Origin of the sequence: Sutcliffiella deserti (assembly GCF_020037475.1) — a bacterium.
GTDB classification, from domain to species: Bacteria; Bacillota; Bacilli; order Bacillales; family Bacillaceae_I; genus Sutcliffiella_A; species Sutcliffiella_A deserti.
In genome coordinates, this window is sequence record NZ_JAIQDB010000011.1 from 56,173 (window position 1) to 77,900 (window position 21,728).

A 21,728-nucleotide genomic window follows, 5' to 3' on the forward strand; every position below is an offset into this window, starting at 1 on the left:
TTATCTTACTATCCTTTTTAAGTAATCTAACCTGTATAAAGTCATCAATTAAAGCGAAAGAGAGTTACTTTAGTCATTTTTTCCAACAAAAAAACAGAAAGCCTCTAAATAGTTGCCTTCTGTGTCAGCCCCCCTCATACCATCCCATTTCGAATCGCATATATTGCAAGCTGGGTTCGGTCTCTCAAGCCAAGTTTTTGCAAAATGACCGTTACATGATTTTTCACCGTACCGATGGATAAATGAAGAACCTCCGCCATTTCTTGATTATTCTTACCGTCAGCGACCAACTGTAAAATGGACTGTTCTCTACTAGTTAACCTATGTATTGGTTCTTGCGGGACAGTTGGGTTGATGAGCTTTGGAACCACTTTTCCTGCTACAGAGCTATCGATGGAAATTCCTCCGTTCATCCCACTTTCAATAGAGGAAATCAAACTCGCAGCATCAGCATCCTTTAATAAATAACCGACTGCACCGAGCCTCAAAGCTTCCATTGCATATTCATCGTCTGCAAATGTGGTGAGAATAAGAATCTTTGCTGCCGGATCTCTGCTTTTTAATATTTTTGTCGCCTCAAGACCAGTCATCACGGGCATTCGCACATCCATGAGCACAATATCAATCGCGTGTTTCTCATAGGCATCGATGGCTTCTTTCCCGTTCACTGCCTCAGCTGCCACCTTGAAATTCGGGTTCTGCTCAATCATCATCCTGATTCCCTGCCTGACAAGTGCCTGATCTTCTGCCAGCAAAATATGTATCATCTACCTATCCCCTTTCAGAGGAAAAACTCCTTTAATTGTAAAGTGATTTTCCGTAACAATCCTATCCATTCTCCCATGCAATGCCTCTAGCCTTTTTCGCATGTTTACCATTCCAAACCCTTCTGTTGTCATTACCGGTCCTTCTATTTTATTCACTACGGTAATCTGTAGACTATGCTCGCCCACCATTTCCACTGTTACCGCAATCTCCCTTGAACTTCCATGCCTCATCGCATTCGTCAAGCCTTCTTGCACAAAGCGGTAGATGGCGATATTTTGTTTATTCGTTAACCCAACAGACAGTACACCTGTTTTTGTTGTCAATTGGACACGCATCTGGCTTTCTGCTTCCAGCTTCCGTATCAAGTGAATCACAGATGAGATTCCCTTTTCCTCTTCTCCCTGCAATGCCTTCACCGCTTTTCTCATGCCATCCAGACTCTCGCGTGCCAATTGCTTGGACTGTGCAAGAATAGCCTTCACTTTCTTCTCTTGCACGGACTGCTCCGCTATAGCCAACTGCATCATTAATGCTGTCAGCTGATGCCCAACTGAGTCATGGATATCCCTCGCTATCCGATTACGCTCCTCGACTCTCGCACCTTCTTCACTTTCCATAACCTGCCGCTTCAACAGACGATATTCAACAAGCAAGCTCTTCCACTCTTTCTCTACTTTTCTATTTTCACTATAATAGAGTTGTAAAAGAAACCCGACTCCCAACACCAATAGGACAAGCAGAAGATGAAAAAAGAGAATCTCCCCTAACTCCAGTTGAAAACTGACGCTACTCATTGGAAAAAGCGTTCCCGCTACACGATACGTCCTCTCTCTCCTCGACGGTGTTATCATGCCGTCTATTAAAAGAAAATAGAATGGGATCCACGGAAGCAAGTTAACCGGAGAAACTATTACTAACAATAGGATGGCAATTAAACTGCTTGCAAAGAAATAAGCAAAGCCTTTTTTCTCCCACAAAGGAAGGGAAAAATAGATTGCCAGAAAAGCCCCAACTATTACGATATATCCAGGTAAGACCTGTGTTGGTATATGGTGGTAGATTGGGATAAGAATAAAACAGATACAAAGAAATATTAGTTTTATCCATAGAAAATAACTACGCATAGGGTTCACCTATTATGAAGGAAACTAGCTCTATTGTGTTGTTGTTCAAGTTGCTTCCCCTTTCTTCGTCCCCTATTTCTATCGTTATGTATCTGCTTTTATTTTTTAAAATCTCGTTGAACGTCAACTTACACTTCTCTCTACTTTACATAATTCTACATATTGTTTAAATTGTCCTGCCTTTGCTTCAAGGGGTTGATTCATAAGTTTTATTTGCAACATGATGGGTAGTCTATTAAGGAAGGCTCTTTTCGGGAAGATTGTTGTTGGTGATAATAACTTACCCGACGCAACAATCAATGCGAAAACAGCCTTAAAGAGGGAAACTTTTGAAGGAGGATGAAGAAGAGATGACTCAACAGCAATATGAAGAGTGTATTCAAGCTTGTTTGGAATGTATGGAAGCATGTAACAATTGCTATAGTGCCTGCTTAGAAGAAGAAGATGTGAAGATGATGGCAGGCTGTATCCGCTTGGACCGGGAATGTGCGGATATTTGCGGATTGGCGGTTAAATCAATGCAATCTAACAGTCCTTTCGCAAGCCAGATTTGCCAGCTTTGCGCAGAAATTTGTGAAGCATGCGGAAACGAGTGCAAACAGCATGATCATGATCATTGTCAAAGATGCGCAGATGCATGCTTTAAATGTGCGGAAGCTTGCAGAAAAATGGCAGCTTAATATTTTTAAAGTTGGAGAATGCTAATCTTTATTTGATTTTCGCTAAAGGTGTTCGCTTAGAAAAAGAGCGGTGCGGGAGCCTCCTTCCTAAGTGGGGTCCCCTGTCTACCGCTATCTCTAGCAAGGCAATTTATCTTTTACAGCTTTAAGGCCTCCTCCTCCACACGATCCATGTACTCTTTAACCACCTTATTATTGCTCTTCTCACTGCCAAGCTTCAACATCGCTCGTCCTACAAAATTTACTCCTTTATTGTATCCTTCATAGATAAACTTTGTATGAGAATCATCTATTCTTTCCAGTGTAAAAGTTAAATTCATTTCAAAAGCCTTCCCTAGCACAAAACCTATCTGCTTTCGCTTCTTGTCATAATGATTTTCATATGCCAATGTTTCCACAATATACGTTTCCACCCGTTTGCCTTCGCGGTATTTTTGCTGATGTTTTGCCCCCACTTCGCCTTCTGTTTTTTCAATTAATGTGTGCTCTTCTACTTTCGGCATGGTCTTTGTTATATTTTTATCTAAAAATAACTCCCAGACTTTTTCAATATTCGCTTCGATTACTCTTTCGTCTTTCCATTGTATCATTGTTCTTCCTCCTTCCCAGACGCTAGAAATTCGTCCATCTCCTTTTGCTTGAGATAAAGATCCTCTATCTGCATCTGTATCTGTTTCTTTTTTTCTAAGATTAATTCTTCTAAATGCGAGAAGGACTCATCCTCCATCACCGAAATCATCTCTTGTATCGTAAAACCAAATCTTCTCAGCTTTCCCAGAAGAAGCGCAAGAAAGTAACTGCCGTCATCGTAATAGCGATAATTATTCTTCGGGTCTATGTAGGCAGGCTCCATTAGTTTCACTTCTGCGTAATATCTTAATGTTTCCTTGCTCAACCCCGTCATTTCTGAAAACTCACTCACCTTGTACATGCCTTGTTCCCCCTTTTCTATGATAAACCGTGGGGTACACCACATGGTCAACCTTTATTTATATTATTTCTTTAAAAAGGGGGAGAAAACCTTTCTTTGCTTATATTCAAAAAAGACAGATGAACTATAAGCTCATCCGTCCACTATATTAACTAGTTCTTCGTCGTCCCCGTATAAACAAACACAGCATCCCGCAAAAACGCTGCTGTTCCAGGCTGCACCTTATCATAGTAAGCGGTAAATCTCTCATCATCGACATACATTTGAGCAAGTCCCGCATGCGCTTCTTTTGAGTAGCTGTCCCAATAGAGGCTTAGCCACTGGCAGTGAAGGTCGGCTGCCTGCTGAGCTAGTTCACCTGCTGGGTCACCACCTTGAAATGCCTTTTCCAATAAGGTGAAAATCTCTTCTTCCAACTTTTCCCCTTTTGCAAACTTTTCCTTGCTCATCCCTTTGAGCTTGGCGTTAGACAAATTGATCTGATCTTCTCCGTACTTAGAACGAATTTCTTTTCCATATTTGTCTTCGTTTTCGTTAATAAGGTTTTGCTTGAACGCTTCAAACTTTTCCGAGTTATCCATCACTAATCTCCCTTCTCTTGTCGCTAATGTCTTTTCCACATTGGCAATTAAACGGTCTAATTGCGTGCGTTTTGTCAGAAGCTTTTCACGATGGTCCACTAATGCTTTGGCATCATCAAAGGATGGAGAATTTACAATCTTTTTGATATTTTCCAAGTCTACTTCAAGCTCGCGGTAGAAAAGTATCTGCTGTAAGCGATCGACTTCTGCCTGCCCGTAAATACGATAGCCCGATGAATTCATTCTTGCCGGCTTAAGAATTCCTATTTCATCATAATAGCGGAGTGTCCGACCGGTCACACCAGCCAGTTCTGCCAACTTTTGAACCGTATATTCCATGTGCTCACCTCCTGACAAATTCACTATACTCCTTGACGTAACGTAAAGGTAAATAGGCAAGTGGAAGTTTTTCACCTTTCACCTATAAAGATGTTATTAATGGGCTATGATGGAACGTATGAAGAGTAAAATCCCCGTCTGGGCCTAGCTGCTATATTCCATTTTAGGCATAAAATAAATAAAATAACACCTTCACCTTTATCCCCGTTTTTTCTCTTACTTTAGCAAGTTAGTATGCTAAAGAAGCGAAGGAGCCGTCCCCTCGCTCCACCAAAACTTTACCTTGCATTACAAGATAGCACATTATATACTAAAGTTATCAAGTAATCCCTTAGCGTGTTTATTATTTTTTTGTAACACTATCTTGCATAACAAAGTACTAATGGGGTGAAGTTTATGGCAACTAGAAGCCAATTATTAAAAGGAATTCTTGATGCATGTGTGATGGCCATTGTAGAAGAACAAACCGTGTATGGCTACGAGCTTTCACAAAAGCTGCAAAAAGTGGGACTCCCTGATATAAGCGAAGGGACCATCTACCCGGTTCTTCTTCGATTGCAGAAAAACGGTTATATTCGTGGCGAGATGCGTCCATCTGTCACGGGACCCAACAGAAAATACTATTTTTTAACGGACAGTGGCAAGGAAGAATTGGATCGGATTGCAGGAGAGTGGATGTTAATTGCCGGTCCTGTCAGCATTCTGCTCGAAAGAGGGGGAAAATCATGATGAACACCAAACAGCTAATTGAAGAGAACAATGAAAAACGGAAACTTCTCACAGAAGACAATCTTAAGGTATACGAAGACTTCCTATTGTATATTCGGACAGATTTACGGATTGCCGAACATGAAGGGGAAGAACTCTTGTTGGAATTACTGGACCACTTGCTTGTAGGTCAGGAGGAAGGAAAAACGGCAGAGAATTTCTTTGGAAAAGAGCCAGTTTCTTATGCAGAAGAGCTGATTGCTGGGCTTCCTCGGGAAAAGAAGCGCAAGATGATTCCATTTACCCTCTCACAGATCTTCAACTCTCTTGGCTGGTTTGGGTTTGTATTGGGCTTCATTTATCTTATATTGCCTTCCTTTGCTGAGGTACGGGCAGACGTTACGTTAGGCAATCTTCTAGTCATTGCACTTGCAGTGATGTTTTTTACTGGCTTCGGAGTAAACATCATTTTCAAACTAGTTCGTTCCACGCTTTTTAAAGAAAAGAAAGCCAAAAGACAGGCATATTGGAAGGCCGGCTTCTGGGGAGCAGGTTCCTTTGCCATCATCATGCTCTTTAGCTGGTTATCACCTGACTTTGGTCCGGTTGTTTCTTTCGAATGGTGGATCTACCTAGCATTCGGAGGAGTTTCCCTGCTCGTCAGTAAAGTGCTCAAAAGACTATCAAATTAAAAGGGAGGATCTTATTTTATGGCCAATCTTACACTATCTAAAGAAAGCAAACAATTCATTGATAATTTACGAATCTATCTGTTTTCAAGTGGCAAGAAAACAAAAGAAGTTGAAGACATCACCCAGGAGCTGGAGATTCATTTATTTGAGGCAGAAAAACAGAATAAAGGAATCGAACATATCATCGGGAACTCCCCCAAAGCATATATGGAGCAGCTTTCAAATGAGATGTCCTTTGATATAAAAGGCTGGGCCAAGTTTGTTCCACTAATCATTCTAGGTGCTTTTTCAGGTTTAGTGTTGAAGGATGCATTGCTTGGTACCATTGAATACACTTTCTTGGAGCTTATCGGAAACCCGCTAATCTGTGTCACTTTATTAGTAGTCTATATGTTTGTGTTCAGAATGATATCAAGTCAAACTCTCACTAAAGTAAAGGAGTTCTCCTTACTTTATCTTACCAGCTTTCTTTCCATCGGCTTGTTTATTGGTTTGTTAATCTTGAACCGTTATGTTGAAACACCCATAGTCACTCTTAGTGCAACAGGTAACGTGCTTGTCGCTTGCCTAGCAGTCGCTTTTTTGATTGGTATTTCGATATGGAGTAAAACACTGATTTCAATTGTTCTACCAATATTTTATATCGTGCCTGATTATCTTGTTCGTTTTACTACTTTTTCTGAAGCGAACCAGTTAATCTTAAGCACCATCATGATGTACGCTGGAATAGGACTCTACCTGCTTTTTACATTTAAAAAAAGCTCAGATAAAGCATAAAGTTTTTACATTCTTTGTTGTTTGTAGGATTAGCCGCCGATTTTTGTGAACGAGGCGAATTCACCAACAGCGTTAACTCTGGTTCTCAACTGAAACGAAACTTTGTCTGGGCTTAGCTGCTTTATACCATTGCAGGCATAAAATAAATATGATAACACCATCAATCATGTCGCCGCCATAAAACATAAGCATCGCGCCTGATTCCGCCTTGTCTGCTGCTACTCCAGCTGGAGGGTTGGCATAAATATATTTTGACAAAATCCCATGGGCGGCCAAGGCAGCCACTAAAACAATAGAGCGATAAACATAGCTTCTTCTATGAGGTATTGGGTCAATGTAAATCATCGAAATTGTGAACAAATAGCCTGCCAAAAAGACATGAATATGAATCAAAATATGAAGTGTGACACTTTGATGCATTAAACCAAACAAGTTGGTCGTATAGAGAATCCAGAGCCCGCCTATATTTAATAAAGAAGCGATAATAGGATCGCTTAGAATACGCACCGGGAAGCTCTTCAAAATCCAAGTAAGCCCTCTTGCCACATTCACGGGTAGTGTTCGTAGTAAAAGTGTCATTGGAGCTGCCAAAACCATAAGCAGTGGAGCAAGCATGCCCAGAAGCAGGTGTCCGATCATATGAGTGGGAAAATCCATATGGGCTCTTTCTGCCAATGGGCCTGCGACTGCAGCAACTGCACAGAAGGTCCCTCCTAGCCAAGAGATGGTGCGATAGATTGGCCATTTACGGTAGTGGCGACTGGAAATAACCACTGCCCAGATGTAGAAAATCAACAAGAGAACAAATGGCATAGCCAGCCAAACTTGGGGAGCCGTCTCTAATAAATGTTCATTAAAGTGATGAGTATGATCATTCATGTTCATTTAACCTAACCTGCTTTTCCCTTTTCTTGCCACGTGTCCGGTACACAAGAATGATACCAGCTATTAGCAGCACACTGGCGGTAACATTCCAGACAATATCATAGAGAAGGACATTTTCTACATAACGAATTTGATGAATACGCATCCATTTATGCTGGATAATACCATCGTATAGCTGAAATCCACCCGCTCCAACCAATACTCCTCCCCACCACCGAGTTAGCCACAGCGCATGCCGCCTGCGTAGATCTGCAAATAAAAACAACCCGCCAATGGTCGCAAACCAGCTAAAGGCATGAAATAAACCATCCGATACGAGGCCGATGTCTTTTGTAGACTTGTCGTAAAAATGATGCCAATGTAACAGCTGATGAAATACGAATTCATCAAAAAAAGCAATTAAACCAAGCCCAAATAACACACCAGACCAAAGATTTCGTTTGGAGTGCGTATTGCGGGATGCTCTTTTCTCCATTCAAACTCCTCCAATACCGATAGTCTACCCTGGAAAAGGTAGTGTACCTTAAAAAGCTAAAATTGCTTTATGTTCCATGTACCCGCTTCAAGCTGAATACTCGAAAAAAAAAGTCTCTCTCTCCTTTTTAATCTAGAGATTGTACCGGGAAGATAATATATTCCTCAGTTTCATGACTACTCTGATATTAGGCAGGTTACTTCTAAAACCCCCTTTTCCTTTCCGTTCTAGGTGACCGCTTTCCGCGGGGCGGTGCGAAAGCGTGGCCAAACGTTAAGGATGAACAGCCTTGTTCAATGAGACCATTAAAAGTTCCTTGTACAAGATGGTATTATCTCCATTTTTCCCTTATACAATCTCTAATAAACACGCTTAAATATGAAATGGCTATTAACATAATGGTTGTGGGTAAAGCACTGATTAAGTCACAGGTGGACTTTTTTGTCATTTTGATCCGAAATAAGGAGTACTTTTCGCTTGCATAAATTATATCCAAACCGTTCATTCTACAGAAGTATGTACTTTATAACAATTAAGGAGGAATCACTTTGCAAAATTCATTTAATCCGCAAGGCCAAAATAATATGAATCAAATGCCACAAAACACAATGGGTAATCAAATGGCCAGTCAAAGTCATGGTGGTCATGAGATGTTTGACGCTCATGAAGTCCTTGCTGGGCTCATTACCATGCTCGACCAATATCAAATATATGACCAGTATATCCAAGACCCTGAGCTGAAAGATATCCTACAACGACAGACTGCTTTCGTCACACAAATGTACAATACGGCAGTTGAAAGCTTCCAAACAGGGCAAAAACCTTCCGTTTCGACTCAGGTATATAAAATGACGCAAAATAATGACGTTGTGTATGGTTTAAAACCGGGGCAGCCCAAAAAACCTAACCAGTCCATTAGCGAGATCTCTGACAAAGGACTCTCTGCCTATATGTTAGGGAACACCAAATCCTTGGCATCCTTATTTGCCATGACAGCCTTAGAAATGACCAACCCTGTACTAAGAAGAGTTGTTGCAGACAGCGTTCCAAACCTGATTGAACTAAGCTATGAAATTTTTCTCTACCAGAACAAACATGGATACTACCAGGTACCAAAGCTTCCTTTGCAGGATATGAATCAAATGCTTCAAAGCTATGCTAAGATTCCGATACAGGGAAATATGCATTAAAAAATTGCCGCTGATTAACTCAGCGGCTTTTGATTTGTGGAATAGTTGGTCTTTTCCTCAAACTCTTCAAAAAGTAGGGTGGCCGAACATTGAAAGTAAATGCGTATTAGGTAGCCTACTTACATTTGCTCTTAGATACCTTTTATTTTAAACAGGAGGAAGGCACTGATTAAATAGTTGGAGTTTGTTGGGAGGATCATGAGGGCCGTCCCCATGCTTCCTACTCTTTAAATTTTGCTCTTTATTTTGTTGTTTAGTTCAATTGCTAGTGCTGCAATAATGGAGATACCAAATATAATGGATAGTAAAATGATCCCCAGGATATCATAGATTCCAGTGAATGCGTGGGTGTATAGATTTAGTTCTAGTTTTAGATATAAGCATGCCACTCCAACTGCTGAGGCAATCGCAGGGACATATTTGCTTATTTTTGGGTATTTCTTTTTCCCAACAAAGTAAATAAAGTAAGAAACTACTCCTGTGAAAACTATCATAATAAGTATAGTTAATAAAATATCCATTCTTCCCCATCCCTTATTCTTTTGGAGTTTATATCTCTTTTACTAGTAAGTTAACCTTTATAAATGTGGTTAACTATTGTATAAAGGTTCAAGAGTTACACAACCTCTAAACATTTCATCCATTGTGAAACACCTCGGAAACTGCTTTGTAATAGCCCATGTCTGTTACGTAGTTGTAAGAGCAATTAACGGTATGATTAAACAGTTTATAACAACTTATATAAATAGTATTCATTAACAGGCTTTTCGTTTATCATCAAGGAGTGTACTTTTTCGCCTTCTAAAATAAACCCCATTTTTCTATATAAGTGGAATGCCTTTATATTATCTTTGATAACAGTAAGCTCTAATCTTGAAATTTCGACTTCTTTTGCCCATTCAAAAACTTGATTGAATAGTTTAGTTGCTATCCCTTGTCCTTGATATTCATCAAGGATACCTAAGACAAGATATGCAGAATGTTGGTTTCGTTTTACATTGCCACCTAACGCTGCGATGAACCCAACAAGTTTATTTTCCACTTCTGATACAAAGAAAATTGACCTCTTATCAGATAAAATTCTTTCTATTGTTTTTCTTTGTTGTTCTACAGTCGTTTCTCGTTCCCCAGGTTCATACAACATAAAACCAGACTCATCAATCTTCTTACTTAACTCGACAAAGCTTTCAGCATCACTTACTGCAATCGGTCTAATTATCATTGTAATTCTCCCCTTTGTTTTTCACATCTTACCATATTTTTCTACCTACCTCCATATAAAAAAACCGAAGTTTAACCACTTGTGAATTGGTTAACTTCGGTTTAAATTATTTTATATGCATTTGTAAATTTAACATCTCATGAGATTTTGTCTTTCAACAAAAATGTTACTTCACCGTAATATATTACTCCACAGTCACACTTTTCGCCAAGTTACGTGGCTTATCAACGTCGCAGTCTCTATGCAATGCTGCATAATAAGAAAGCAATTGTAACGGAATAACAGATACCAATGGAGAAAGCAGTTCGTTTACCACTGGGACAACGAAGCTGTCTTCTTCCGTTTCCAGGCCTTTCATGGAGATGATACAAGGGTTGGCACCACGTGCTACTACCTCTTTGACGTTACCGCGGATGCTAAGGTCTACACGTTCTTGTGTAGAGATTGCGATAACAGGTGTACCATTTTCAATTAGGGCGATGGTTCCGTGTTTTAGTTCTCCGCCAGCAAATCCTTCTGCTTGGATGTAGGAGATTTCTTTAAGCTTTAACGCGCCTTCAAGACCAACGTAATAGTCCATTGTACGGCCGATGAAGAAGCAGTTTCTTGTTGTGGAAAGGAATTTGCGTGCAAGTTCTTCAAGTTCCTCTTTTGCGTCACATAGAACCTCCATTGCATTTGCAACGATTCCTAAGTCTTGAACTAGATCAAACTCCAGTGTGTGGCCCTTTGATTCTGCAAGAACAGCCGCAAAAATTGATAGTACACCCAGTTGCGCTGTGTAAGCCTTTGTAGATGCAACGGCGATTTCCGGTCCTGCATGCAATAGAAGTGTAAAGTCCGCTTCACGAGAAAGCGTTGAACCTTGAACGTTTGTAACGGTTAAAGCCGGGTAGCCTAACTCTTTTACTTGTACAAGTACTGCTCGGCTATCTGCTGTTTCTCCACTCTGGGAGATGAAGATGAACAACGGTTTTTCTGAAAGGATCGGCATGTTGTAATTAAATTCACTTGCTACATGGACCTCTACTGGGACCTTTGCAAGCTTTTCAATCATTTGCGCGCCAACTAGACCTGCATGGTAGCTTGTTCCTGCTGCTACAATGTAGATGCGGTCCGCTTCATTTATCGCTTGGATAATTTCTGTGTCAATTGTAAGTGCACCATTGTCATCCTGGTATTTTTGAATAAGTTTGCGGATTACTAATGGCTGCTCGTCAATTTCTTTTAACATGTAATGTGGGTAGGTGCCTTTTTCTATATCACTTGCATCTAACTCAGCTGTATATGGAGCACGCTCCACTATTTCACCGTTTAGTTTTTTAATGGTCACCGCTTCTTTTCTTACAATCACCATTTCTTTGTCCATAAGCTCGACAAACTGGTCGGTTACTTGAATCATTGCCATTGCGTCACTAGCAACAACGTTAAAGTCGCCTTTTCCAACACCAACTAGTAATGGGCTTTTGTTTTTTCCAACATAGATTGTTTCCGGATCTTCATTATCAACTAAAGCAATGGCATAGGATCCTTTTAGAATAGCAAGAGTAGCACTTAATGCTTCTTCTGTACTTTTGCCTTCATTTGAGAATTTCTCTATGATTTGGACGATAATTTCTGTGTCTGTATCACTTAGAAGTTCTACACCTTGAAGATACTCACGCTTCAGTAAGGAGTAATTCTCAATAACCCCGTTATGAACAAGCGTGTAGCGACCGGATGTGCTCTGGTGTGGATGTGCATTTACCTGGCTTGGTACACCGTGTGTTGCCCAACGTGTATGTCCAATACCAACTGTTGCCGCTACATCGTTGTCAACGATTCTACGAAGTTCTGCAATACGGCCTTTTTCCTTGAATACGTGCACGCCTTCTTCGTTTATTACTGCAATACCTGCAGAGTCATAGCCGCGGTATTCTAGTTTTTCTAAGCCCTTTAAAAGGATTTCCTTTGTATCTTGTGTTCCAATATAACCAACGATTCCGCACATAATTTATTTCCTCCCTGAAGTAGCAGGGACAAGAAAGCAACCCATATAAAGGGGACAGTCTTGCCCCCACATTACCTTTATTATAGTTTTCCAATCATAGTACCTGTCTTTGTACAAAAAGTTGCCTTTATGCTTTATACAGGTCTTTAATCGGTTGTGATGGTCAACCGGGAGGCATCCGCCGAAAAATCGATAAACCTCCACCTCGTCAACTAAGCTATTCTATACCCGTTCTTCGCTTAGTTCAGGCGCTTTTAAATGAAATCTTTTGCCACTATGCTCCTTTCCATTCTTGAATACAACAAATAATATCTTACCTTCCTTTACCCTTTTCGTCAATCATTATGTTAATTAACTTCCATTTAGTAAAAAAAGCTTTTGTTTTCAGTTGCTTAAAAATAGCCATATTAAAAGATATGCACACACCGCATGGTCGGTGCGATGTATGCATATCTTTCTCTTTTGTCTATTTGTTTATTCTGTGCCCATTTCCTCACGCACTACCGCAACAATTTTTTCTACATATTCACTGCAGAGGTCTTTTGTCGAAGCTTCTGCCATAACACGAACCAAGGATTCCGTTCCAGAAGGACGAACAAGAATACGGCCATTGCCAGCCATTTCTTCTTCCACTTCCTCAATGACCGCTTTCACTCTTTCATTAGCAGTAACACGATGCTTGTCCGTAACTTTCACGTTAACCAGTAACTGTGGGAATTTCTCCATTTCACCAGCTAATTCTGATAAACTCTTTTTCGTAAGCTTCATGATATTTACAAGCTGTAGTCCTGTTAACATCCCGTCACCTGTTGTATTGTAGTCAAGGAATATGATATGACCGGACTGTTCGCCGCCTAAGAGGAAGTTTCCTTTTTTCATTTCCTCGACCACATAACGATCACCGACCGCTGTTTGTTTTGTTTCCACATTGTTCGCTTCTAAAGCTTTGTAGAAACCAAGATTACTCATAACCGTCGACACCACTGTGTTATGACGCAAACGGTTGTGTTCACTCAAGTATTTCGCACAAATGAACATGATTTGGTCTCCATCGACAATCTGCCCTTTTTCATCTACCGCAATGATGCGGTCCCCATCACCATCAAAAGCAAGGCCGATATCTGCACCTTTTTCCAATACTAATTCCGCAAGTGTTTCAGGGTGTGTGGAACCGACACCATCATTAATGTTCAACCCGTTAGGAGAGGATCCCATTGTTGAGATATCTGCTTCAAGGTCTGCAAAAAGATGAGTTGCATGGGAAGAAGTAGCTCCATGTGCACAATCAAGGGCAATATGTATGCCTGAGAAATCTTCATCAACTGTTTGTTTTAAGAACTGAAGATACTTCTGTCCACCTTCGAAATAGTCGTTCACTTGCCCTAGGTCTCCACCTACCGGACGAGGAAGTTGATCCGTTTCCTCATCTAAAAGAGCTTCAATTTCTGCTTCTTGTTCGTCCGAAAGTTTGAACCCATCTGGACCAAAGAATTTAATTCCATTATCTTGCATTGGGTTATGGGATGCGGAGATCATCACACCTGCTTGTGCTCCTAATGCTTTTGTTAAATAAGCAACACCTGGGGTAGATATCACGCCTAAACGCATCACTTCCGCTCCAATGGATAACAATCCTGCGACTAATGCACCTTCAAGCATGTGACCGGATATTCGTGTATCACGTCCAATTAATACTTTTGGTCGAGCATGGTCCTTTGTTAATACGTAACCACCCAATCGTCCCACTTTAAATGCAATTTCTGGTGTTAATTCCAAATTGGCAACTCCGCGTACTCCATCCGTCCCAAAAAATTTACCCATAAATAAATCGCTCCTTTTATCTTACTCTATAATTTCACTTAGTCTAAATTTCATCGTTCGCTCCGGTAAATTCCATGACACATCTTGAGGTCCATTAATTTCTAATGGTACTTCATGCTCACCCGCAGCAAGGTCTGTTACATTAATATAAATTTCCATATCTGATGAGGTTACCCCCTCCAGAACACTAGGGGCACCTAGCACTGTCAGATCCATTACCCCATCTTCGGGATCAATCATCTCAAGCTCCAGGCTGTCAGACAGTCCGATATATTGTATAGGAAGATTCGTGAACGTTTTTTCTTCTTCCTGTTCCACCTCTACCCTTATATTAACCTTCTCTGGTTCCACACGTCTTGCCCCATCAGGCACTGGAACATTCACTTCAATGGTGGTGCTTTCCGTAATATCGCTTAGATCAAGGTCAATGCCTCCAATGTACTCTAGTTCATCGAGCACACCCTTGGGACCATAGACGGTTACTTCCTTCGGCTCCGCTTCAACTTGAAGAATACTTAAGTTTTCTTGCAATGAACCTTGTCGATTAATTCTTAATGGTACTTTTTTATTCGGACTAGTTATAGGCACACTTACATCCACCACAGCTGGCTCTACCTCTACATTCAATGTATTCCCTTCACTGTCATATACGGTCACACCTGATTGTTCTTCAAGAGATTCATTTACACCTTCTAAATCAACTCTTGCTTTCACTAACGCAATTCTATCAATAAGCTCTTTAGAGCCGGTCACTTTTACACTATTAGGTTTTACAATAGGCTTTTCAGGTTCATATCCTTCTTCTATCAGCCCTCTGTTAATAAAATCTACCTCTACCGGAAAATCCTCTGTTACTTTTTCTTCAATCGTTATAGAGGCAACCGCAGGTTCAATAGTAACATCCAGTCTTTCTGATAAGTTCCGCCATTGCAGAGGAACTTGATGTGTTCCTAATTCCAAATTGGTTAAGTCCAAATATACTTCAAAGTCCTTTTGAAGTACTGTTGGCTTCAATGTGCTGGTTGGTCCTTCTAATGTGATGGTGACACTTTGCGGAAGTCCAGTTACTACTTGAGTGTCACGATCATAATAGGCAGAGACAGGTACATCCGTAACTGTCTCTGTATCCGTGCTAGCACTCGGGAATGGAGAAGGACTTGTTTCTCTCTGTTGTTGGGTGGATGTTATCTCAATATTAACGGACATATAGAGCATTAAGGCAAGAAGCAATGCAATAATCTTCATAATCCATCGTTTACCAATAAAATTATCCATCCTTCTTCACCCTCCATTGCCAGCGTGTTGAGGAAGCTGTATTCATACTTGAATCCATTTCTTTCATTAACATATCACTGAATATCTCCGGTTCTAGATCTCGGTGAAGCTCCCCGTTTTTCGTTACAGAAATACTTCCCGTTTCCTCGGAAACAATGATGGTCAAACTATCCGTTACCTCACTGATCCCTAAAGCTGCACGATGCCTGGTCCCTAGTTCCTTAGAAATAAAAGGGCTCTCCGATAATGGAAGATAACAAGCAGCTGCAGCCACTTGGTTTTTCTGCAAAATAACTGCTCCATCATGAAGAGGAGTATTCGGGATAAAGATATTTATTAAAAGCTCGGAAGAAACTCGTGCATGAAGAGGCGTACCTGTTTCTATGTAATCTCCCATGCCCGTTTCTCTTTCTATTGAAATCAACGCACCGATCCGTCGCTTGGCCATATATTGAACCGACTTCACAACCGCCTCGACCATTTTGGCATATTCCTCTTCATCTGGAATACCGCTTCTTGAGAACAATTTTCCTCTTCCTAACTGTTCAAGAGCACGACGAAGCTCTGGCTGAAAAATTATGATAACCGCTAAAAAACCCCATGTTAAAGCTTGGTCCATCAACCATTGTAGAGTGCTCAGTCCAAAAAAGCTACTTATTATTCGTACGACAACAATGACTGTTATTCCCTTTAAAAGCTGAACAGCCTTTGTCCCTCTAACTACCATGATGAGCTTGTAGATAACAAACCACACCAATAATATATCTATCACATTTGCTAAATAGCCTAAATATGGCAAATCCCCATAAGGTATCTCAAAAGGCATCATCACACTTCCTTTATCAGTACAAGATTTATGTATCATGTACGAAAACCGTAACCATGCTATTATATCATAAAATTAAAAGAAAAGTGGAAGCGGCTTGACCAGCTCCGACAAGCATAGGGGGATTTATGCAAGAGGTCGCTCTTTGACCTCTGGAAGAAATTTACTTATGACTCGAGGAGCTAGCCGCTGCAACTAGACATCAAGAAAAGTGGAAGCGGCTCGACCAGCTCCGACAAGCATAAGGGAATTTATGCAAGAGGTCGCTCTTTGACCTCTGGAAGAAATTCACTTATGACTCGAGGAGCTAGCCGCTGCAACTAGACATCAAGAAAAGTGGAAGCGGCTCGACCAGCTCCGACAAGCATAAGGGAATTTATGCAAGAGGTCGCTCTTTGACCTCTGGAAGAAATTCACTTATGACTCGAGGAGCTAGCCGCTGCAACTAGACATCAAGAAAAGTGGAAGCGGCTCGACCAGCTCCGACAAGCATAAGGGAATTTATGCAAGAGGTCGCTCTTTGACCTCTGGAAGAAATTCACTTATGACTCGAGGAGCTAGCCGCTGCAACTAGACATCAAGAAAAGTGGAAGCGGCTCGACCAGCTCCGACTAAAAGCCATAGAAAAAGATGCCTCTAAACGCAGGCATCTTATGGGTCCTATTCTGTAAAAATACTAACCGCTTTTTTAAATCCATCCTTAATGGAAAACCAAATCCAATCAAACATTTCATTTATTACTTTTATATCTCCTGTTACTTCTCCTGCCGAAGCCAAATAATTATCGCCATCAATGACCGTTCCATTAATGACCGTTACATTGCCTTGCACTTCACCTTCCACCCTGATGTTCCCGTTCTTCACGACAACATCACCTTTGACAGTCTTTCCTTCCGGTACAACCACTGTATTCTCCTCTACTACCAAACCGGCCTGATTAGTAAAAGATAATTTATCCTCCTGCCATCCACCCATTAGGCTTCCTGTCATTAAAATAAAGAAGATGGCTGCAGCAACCAATAATGGATGTGTCCTCAACCAACGATTCATCCCAATTCGTTTTTTTTCTTTTGGTAGACTATTCATTACCTTTTGAGTAAAATCATTTGGTGCTGCTATATGAGATGTGCTCTGTACAAGCGCAATGGTCTTCTCTAATTCATGAAATTGTTGAAAACAATTCTGACATTCCTGAAGATGTGCTTTTAGCTCTTGTTCCTGTTCACTTTCTAGGTCACCATCTAGATACTCATGCATAAACTGGGCGATATGTTCCGGACATTTCTTCATTTTCTTACACCTCCAGAATTAAACATGGCGCAATTGCTGTCTTAGTGCTTCTCGCCCTCTGTGAATTCTCGTTTTTACTGTTCCAACTGGTATTTCCAGTATCTCGCTAATTTCAATTAATGAGAGCTCATCAATATATTTTAAAACGATCACTGAACGATATTTATCGGGAAGCTTTAAGATCTGCCTTTGAATTTCATTTTGCAGTTCCAAGCTTTCGACCTCTTCTTCTGGTAGTGCAATATCTGCCGCCACCTGGGAATACATGGTTAATCCATCTGTTCCTGCCACTTCGGCATCCAGATAATAGTCAGGCTTTTTCTTTCGAATTCGATCAATCGTCAAGTTTGTAGCAATTCTATATAGCCACGTAGAAAATTTACGATTAATGTCATAGCTGTTGATATTAATATAGGCTCGAATAAACGCCTCCTGTGCAACGTCCTCTGCTTCATGTGCATTCCCAACCATACGATACACCAGCTGAAAGATTTTGTCTTTATAAATTTCAACAATCTCCCCAAACGCATCTTGATCGCCTTTTTTAACTTGTTTTATTCTTTTTCTGATTAATTCTTCCATTCCGTTCCCCCGTTGTCTGGCGGTTGTCTATACATACGAACCTGGCCCAAAAAGGTTTCATTTTTTTTCTGTTTTCACATTGATTGTTGCTTTTACCTAAGTTGGTATAACCTGTTAGCGTAACCTATTGCGGAAATCAACAACGGTTTTTAACAGAGTCTTAAGAAAAGTGCCTTCTATATAAACTTATTTTAACAAAAAATGACTAAAAATGTTTAGAAAAGGATAATACCGGGTAGTATTTACTAAAATTATTTTTATCACCAATTAAGAGGGGTGTTATAATGTCTATCCATGCTGCCGTTCACCTGCAAGAAGCGATTGAGAGAAAAAGAGAAGAAATGATTCGACTATCCTTCAGCAATCATCTTCAATCCAAAGAAGTAATTGATGCGAGCAAATCGCTCGATAATTTAATAAATGAATACTTGTACCTGCAAGTAAACCAAAAACCAGCAACGAATTAAGCGTTGCTGGATTATTTTTTTCTTTATATATTCAATTCAGTTCCTCTGTCTAAATCTACTGATTATAAGAGCTTTTCACCAAAAAGTGACCCCATTAGTGCCACTGCAACAGTAGCTGTTTTGTTTCGCTCATCCAGAATTGGATTTACCTCAACAAACTCTGCAGATGTTAAGATATTTGCTTCTTCAAGCATTTCCATTGCTAAATGGCTTTCGCGGTAAGAGATACCACCCAATACTGGTGTTCCGACACCAGGTGCATCATGTGGATCAAGACCATCTAGATCCAAAGAAAGATGAACCCCATCCGTTCTTTCTTTCAGGTAACCGATCGCCTCTTCCATTACCGCTGTCATCCCCATTTTATCTATCTCGTGCATGGTAAAGACTTTAATGCCCTTTTCCTTAATTAACACTTTTTCTCCATCGTCTAAGGAACGTGCCCCGATAATCACAATATTTTCCGGTTTTAACTTTGGCCCAAATCCTCCGATGTTTGTTAAGGCAGGATCTCCCAAACCTAAACTTACTGCTAATGGCATACCATGAATATTCCCTGAAGGAGATGTCTCTCCAGTATTTAGATCCCCATGTGCATCATACCAGATAACTCCCATATTTGGATAATGCTTTGTAAGCCCTGCCAAAGTACCTATCGCAATGCTATGATCTCCACCGAACACTAACGGAAAGTTTCCTTTTGAAAGCACCTCGTCCACCTTCGCTGCAAGTGATTCACTTGCCTTAGCAACGGCACTCAAATTTTTAAGATTACCATCATTCGGTGACGTAATTCTTTCTCTCGATTCAATTTCAATATCACCTAAATCTTCAATCGTAAGTTTCAGCTGCTCTAGTCTTTCCACAACCCCCGCATAACGGATTGCACTTGGACCCATGTCCACTCCACGACGTGTTTGTCCTAAATCCATCGGTACACCAATAATACTTATAGCTTTCTTCATCTTGTAACTCCCCCTTTTTCTTCTATCACTATTGTATAGGGAAATGGATCAATGACTCAACTCAACATAAAGTTGAATATATATGCAGTTCTAAATTGTTTAACAATTGCTGATTACAGGAGTTTTCTTTTAAAATTTACGGCTAATTTTTAAAAATTCACACACTACACATGAGCGATATGTTAAAATTAGGAAGGAGAATTTTGGAACTGGTCATTAGTTAGTAGAGGTTAAAAGTATAAACGGAGGGAGTAGAAATCAATATTTATATTCTTATTGTTTTACATCATCATAATCCCTATATGTGTCCTCTTACATGAAGTTGGACATGCTATCGGAGTGATTCTATCATCAAAGTCACATGCTCATATTTACTTAGGCAGTATGGACAAAAATCATCCGAATTTTTCGATGGGCAGGCTTCACTTTTACATTAACTGGGCTTACTTTGGTTTTTGTAGCTGGGATGCTACACTAGATAAACGACAAAAGATTGCAGCCCTGGCAGGCGGTCCTATCGTATCTTTGCTTCTGGCATGCATATTTGGGAAAATAATGATAGGTCTTCCCCAAGGAGAATTGCGCTCCGTTTTACTTGGCATTGCAATCTTTAACATTTTTAGTTTTCTCGTAACTGCGATTCCAATGAATTATCCTCGTTGGTGGCGGCCATATCAGGGTCGTCCTTCAGATGGATTACAACTGTTACGTTTGCTAAGGGAATACTAACATCCTACGAGTTAATTTGAGTTAAAGTTATAACTTGAAAAGCAGGATTTATATTCTCTCCCTTGTCTGTTTATATTTTGTGGCATTGTATAAATGGATGTTCCCTAGGTTATGGGACGCCTAAGGATTTAGATTCCATGATGCTACGGAGGCGCAATCCAAAGCTTAGATGTGCAGCTATAATAACCTGCTCCGTGATTGCACCGAAAACAACAGCTATGGTAACACAGCCTCCTAAGAGCAAGTCGGGTACTCTACTCTAGTTTGATTAACATTTATATTTTTTAGAGAAAAAAAAAAACTTAAGCACATTCGCCTAAGGTTTTTATTTATGTAGTGATTATATTCTAGGTGTGTGAGTATTGGTGGAGCCTAGCGGGATCGAACCGCTGACCTCCTGCGCGCATGGCAGCCGCTCTCCCAGCTACGCTAAGGCCCCCTAAACAAAAAAAAGCAGGAGAATATACTCCTACAAAAAAATATGTGCCATGAAGGATTCGAACCTTCGACCCTCTGATTAAAAGTCAGATGCTCTACCTACTGAGCTAATGGCACGTTGGCTGGGCTAGCTGGATTCGAACCAACGCGTGACGGAGTCAAAGTCCGTTGCCTTACCGCTTGGCTATAGCCCAATGATTAGTCTTCTTCTAAAAGTTTCCACGAATAGCTTTCTCAGAACACTATGTATTAAGAAACGCTGTTAACTTCCCTTATTATCTCTAATACTGTGAAGTTTATACAACTTTCCAAATAAAAACTTCGAGATTTACATTTCGAAGTAAATGGTGGAGGGGGGCAGATTCGAACTGCCGAACCCAAAGGAGCGGATTTACAGTCCGCCGCGTTTAGCCACTTCGCTACCCCTCCAAGGGATATAAAATTATTTTTTCTTTTTTCTACTTGAAAATAAAAAAATAATATTTGATTCTTTTCATTACGTGAAATAATCTTGGTGGAGGATGACGGGATCGAACCGCCGACCCCCTGCTTGTAAGGCAGGTGCTCTCCCAGNAGGGATATAAAATTATTTTTTCTTTTTTCTACTTGAAAATAAAAAAATAATATTTGATTCTTTTCATTACGTGAAATAATCTTGGTGGAGGATGACGGGATCGAACCGCTGACCCCCTGCTTGTAAGGCAGGTACTCTCCCAGCTGAGCTAATCCTCCATTAAATGGATATCTTCGCTTGTGCGATAAAAATTGGAGACCCGTAGGGGATTCGAACCCGTGTAAGCGCCGTGAAAGGGCGGAGTCTTAACCGCTTGACCAACGGGCCGTTATATAATATTCTCAAAGCTTCCAACCGGATTCGAACCGGTGACCTCTTCCTTACCATGGAAGTGCTCTACCTGCTGAGCTATGGAAGCATGGCTCCACCAGTAGGATTCGAACCTACGACCCTTCGGTT

At 40.6% G+C, this 21,728-nt stretch carries 23 protein-coding genes and 7 tRNA genes; 7 read left to right on the forward strand and 23 right to left on the reverse strand.

Features of this window, described 5'->3' with window-relative positions; genetic code table 11:
- Nucleotides 1–134: 134 nt before the first annotated feature.
- Both K9B36_RS14945 and K9B36_RS14950 read right to left on the reverse strand, forming a co-directional pair.
- The gene (locus K9B36_RS14945; protein WP_223703127.1) at nt 135–767 is read right to left on the reverse strand and encodes a response regulator transcription factor; all 633 of its coding nucleotides are present in this window, start codon (nt 765–767) and stop codon (nt 135–137) included.
- Nucleotides 768–1,892 (reverse strand): sensor histidine kinase, encoded by a 1,125-nt coding sequence (locus K9B36_RS14950; RefSeq protein ID WP_223703129.1) that lies wholly within the window; start codon nt 1,890–1,892, stop codon nt 768–770.
- 350 nt (nt 1,893–2,242) lie between these two features.
- Here K9B36_RS14950 and K9B36_RS14955 point away from each other — a divergent pair, with 350 nt between their 5' ends.
- A complete protein-coding gene (locus tag K9B36_RS14955; RefSeq protein WP_223703162.1) occupies nt 2,243–2,572 on the forward strand; it encodes a four-helix bundle copper-binding protein in 330 nt (109 codons plus the stop codon).
- A 137-nt stretch (nt 2,573–2,709) separates the two neighbouring features.
- On the opposite strand, the gene K9B36_RS14960 is transcribed toward K9B36_RS14955, so the two are convergent.
- The 3 genes from K9B36_RS14960 to K9B36_RS14970 all read right to left on the reverse strand — a co-directional run bounded on the left by K9B36_RS14960 (nt 2,710) and on the right by K9B36_RS14970 (nt 4,423).
- On the reverse strand, nt 2,710–3,162 hold the full coding sequence (locus K9B36_RS14960; RefSeq protein ID WP_223703130.1) for an SRPBCC family protein: 453 nt from the start codon (nt 3,160–3,162) through the stop codon (nt 2,710–2,712).
- Nucleotides 3,159–3,503, reverse strand: coding sequence for a MerR family transcriptional regulator (locus K9B36_RS14965; protein WP_223703131.1), 345 nt, complete (start codon nt 3,501–3,503; stop codon nt 3,159–3,161). Before K9B36_RS14965 ends, K9B36_RS14960 begins: the two co-directional genes overlap by 4 nt.
- Before the next feature lie 152 nt (nt 3,504–3,655).
- Nucleotides 3,656–4,423, reverse strand: coding sequence for a MerR family transcriptional regulator (locus tag K9B36_RS14970; protein ID WP_223703132.1), 768 nt, complete (start codon nt 4,421–4,423; stop codon nt 3,656–3,658).
- 396 nt (nt 4,424–4,819) lie between these two features.
- Here K9B36_RS14970 and K9B36_RS14975 point away from each other — a divergent pair, with 396 nt between their 5' ends.
- Genes K9B36_RS14975 through K9B36_RS14985 form a run of 3 tightly spaced genes read left to right on the forward strand, consistent with a single transcriptional unit; the run spans nt 4,820 to nt 6,600 of the window.
- Nucleotides 4,820–5,152 (forward strand): PadR family transcriptional regulator, encoded by a 333-nt coding sequence (locus tag K9B36_RS14975; protein ID WP_223703133.1) that lies wholly within the window; start codon nt 4,820–4,822, stop codon nt 5,150–5,152.
- Entirely contained in the window at nt 5,149–5,823 is a 675-nt protein-coding gene (locus K9B36_RS14980; protein ID WP_223703134.1) for a DUF1129 family protein, read from the forward strand. Before K9B36_RS14975 ends, K9B36_RS14980 begins: the two co-directional genes overlap by 4 nt.
- A gap of 18 nt (nt 5,824–5,841) precedes the next feature.
- On the forward strand, nt 5,842–6,600 hold the full coding sequence (locus K9B36_RS14985; RefSeq protein ID WP_223703135.1) for an HAAS domain-containing protein: 759 nt from the start codon (nt 5,842–5,844) through the stop codon (nt 6,598–6,600).
- Nucleotides 6,601–6,672: 72 nt separating this feature from the next.
- Here the strand turns inward: K9B36_RS14985 and K9B36_RS14990 are convergent, their stop codons facing one another.
- Both K9B36_RS14990 and K9B36_RS14995 read right to left on the reverse strand, forming a co-directional pair.
- Entirely contained in the window at nt 6,673–7,485 is an 813-nt protein-coding gene (locus tag K9B36_RS14990) for a cytochrome c oxidase assembly protein (RefSeq protein WP_399202024.1), read from the reverse strand.
- Entirely contained in the window at nt 7,472–7,960 is a 489-nt protein-coding gene (locus K9B36_RS14995; RefSeq protein WP_223703137.1) for a DUF2243 domain-containing protein, read from the reverse strand. The genes K9B36_RS14990 and K9B36_RS14995 overlap by 14 nt, the downstream gene beginning before the upstream one ends.
- Nucleotides 7,961–8,544: 584 nt before the next feature.
- On the opposite strand from K9B36_RS14995, the gene K9B36_RS15000 reads away from it, so the two are divergent.
- Nucleotides 8,545–9,150 carry a spore coat protein gene (locus K9B36_RS15000; RefSeq protein WP_223703166.1) on the forward strand — a complete coding sequence of 202 codons (606 nt, stop codon included), beginning with the start codon at nt 8,545–8,547 and terminating at the stop codon, nt 9,148–9,150.
- Nucleotides 9,151–9,377: 227 nt separating this feature from the next.
- On the opposite strand, the gene K9B36_RS15005 is transcribed toward K9B36_RS15000, so the two are convergent.
- The 8 genes from K9B36_RS15005 to sigW form a co-directional block, all read right to left on the reverse strand.
- Complete coding sequence (locus tag K9B36_RS15005) at nt 9,378–9,671, reverse strand: hypothetical protein (RefSeq protein WP_223703139.1); 294 nt, start codon at nt 9,669–9,671, stop codon at nt 9,378–9,380.
- Between the two features lie 206 nt (nt 9,672–9,877).
- Nucleotides 9,878–10,372, reverse strand: a complete 495-nt coding sequence (locus tag K9B36_RS15010; RefSeq protein ID WP_223703140.1) for a GNAT family N-acetyltransferase — start codon at nt 10,370–10,372, stop codon at nt 9,878–9,880.
- Nucleotides 10,373–10,556: 184 nt separating this feature from the next.
- Nucleotides 10,557–12,362, reverse strand: a complete 1,806-nt coding sequence (gene glmS, locus K9B36_RS15015; RefSeq protein ID WP_223703142.1) for a glutamine--fructose-6-phosphate transaminase (isomerizing) — start codon at nt 12,360–12,362, stop codon at nt 10,557–10,559.
- 474 nt (nt 12,363–12,836) lie between these two features.
- On the reverse strand, nt 12,837–14,183 hold the full coding sequence (glmM, locus tag K9B36_RS15020; RefSeq protein WP_223703143.1) for a phosphoglucosamine mutase: 1,347 nt from the start codon (nt 14,181–14,183) through the stop codon (nt 12,837–12,839).
- A gap of 21 nt (nt 14,184–14,204) precedes the next feature.
- The gene (locus K9B36_RS15025; protein ID WP_223703145.1) at nt 14,205–15,458 is read right to left on the reverse strand and encodes a CdaR family protein; all 1,254 of its coding nucleotides are present in this window, start codon (nt 15,456–15,458) and stop codon (nt 14,205–14,207) included.
- The gene (gene cdaA, locus K9B36_RS15030) at nt 15,451–16,272 is read right to left on the reverse strand and encodes a diadenylate cyclase CdaA (protein ID WP_223703170.1); all 822 of its coding nucleotides are present in this window, start codon (nt 16,270–16,272) and stop codon (nt 15,451–15,453) included. The genes K9B36_RS15025 and cdaA overlap by 8 nt, the downstream gene beginning before the upstream one ends.
- A gap of 672 nt (nt 16,273–16,944) precedes the next feature.
- A complete protein-coding gene (locus tag K9B36_RS15035; RefSeq protein WP_223703147.1) occupies nt 16,945–17,574 on the reverse strand; it encodes an anti-sigma factor family protein in 630 nt (209 codons plus the stop codon).
- A gap of 18 nt (nt 17,575–17,592) precedes the next feature.
- Nucleotides 17,593–18,156 carry an RNA polymerase sigma factor SigW gene (gene sigW / locus K9B36_RS15040; protein ID WP_223703149.1) on the reverse strand — a complete coding sequence of 188 codons (564 nt, stop codon included), beginning with the start codon at nt 18,154–18,156 and terminating at the stop codon, nt 17,593–17,595.
- A 284-nt stretch (nt 18,157–18,440) separates the two neighbouring features.
- Between sigW and K9B36_RS15045 the strand changes: the two genes are divergently transcribed.
- Nucleotides 18,441–18,623: an aspartyl-phosphate phosphatase Spo0E family protein gene (locus K9B36_RS15045; protein WP_223703151.1), complete on the forward strand. Its 183-nt coding sequence runs from the start codon at nt 18,441–18,443 to the stop codon at nt 18,621–18,623.
- Between the two features lie 62 nt (nt 18,624–18,685).
- Here the strand turns inward: K9B36_RS15045 and rocF are convergent, their stop codons facing one another.
- Nucleotides 18,686–19,588: an arginase gene (rocF, locus tag K9B36_RS15050; protein WP_223703153.1), complete on the reverse strand. Its 903-nt coding sequence runs from the start codon at nt 19,586–19,588 to the stop codon at nt 18,686–18,688.
- 339 nt (nt 19,589–19,927) lie between these two features.
- Here rocF and K9B36_RS15055 point away from each other — a divergent pair, with 339 nt between their 5' ends.
- Entirely contained in the window at nt 19,928–20,317 is a 390-nt protein-coding gene (locus K9B36_RS15055) for a hypothetical protein (protein WP_223703155.1), read from the forward strand.
- Nucleotides 20,318–20,680: 363 nt separating this feature from the next.
- Here the strand turns inward: K9B36_RS15055 and K9B36_RS15060 are convergent.
- From K9B36_RS15060 to K9B36_RS15090, 7 genes are all read right to left on the reverse strand, one after another.
- Nucleotides 20,681–20,756 (reverse strand) — tRNA-Ala (locus tag K9B36_RS15060).
- 43 nt (nt 20,757–20,799) lie between these two features.
- A tRNA-Lys gene (locus tag K9B36_RS15065) sits at nt 20,800–20,872 on the reverse strand.
- Between the two features lie 2 nt (nt 20,873–20,874).
- Nucleotides 20,875–20,949, reverse strand: a tRNA-Gln gene (locus tag K9B36_RS15070).
- 151 nt (nt 20,950–21,100) lie between these two features.
- Nucleotides 21,101–21,184 (reverse strand) — tRNA-Tyr (locus K9B36_RS15075).
- 227 nt (nt 21,185–21,411) lie between these two features.
- A tRNA-Val gene (locus tag K9B36_RS15080) sits at nt 21,412–21,487 on the reverse strand.
- Nucleotides 21,488–21,521: 34 nt separating this feature from the next.
- Nucleotides 21,522–21,596 (reverse strand) — tRNA-Glu (locus K9B36_RS15085).
- Nucleotides 21,597–21,614: 18 nt separating this feature from the next.
- A tRNA-Thr gene (locus tag K9B36_RS15090) sits at nt 21,615–21,687 on the reverse strand.
- Nucleotides 21,688–21,728 lie beyond the last annotated feature (41 nt).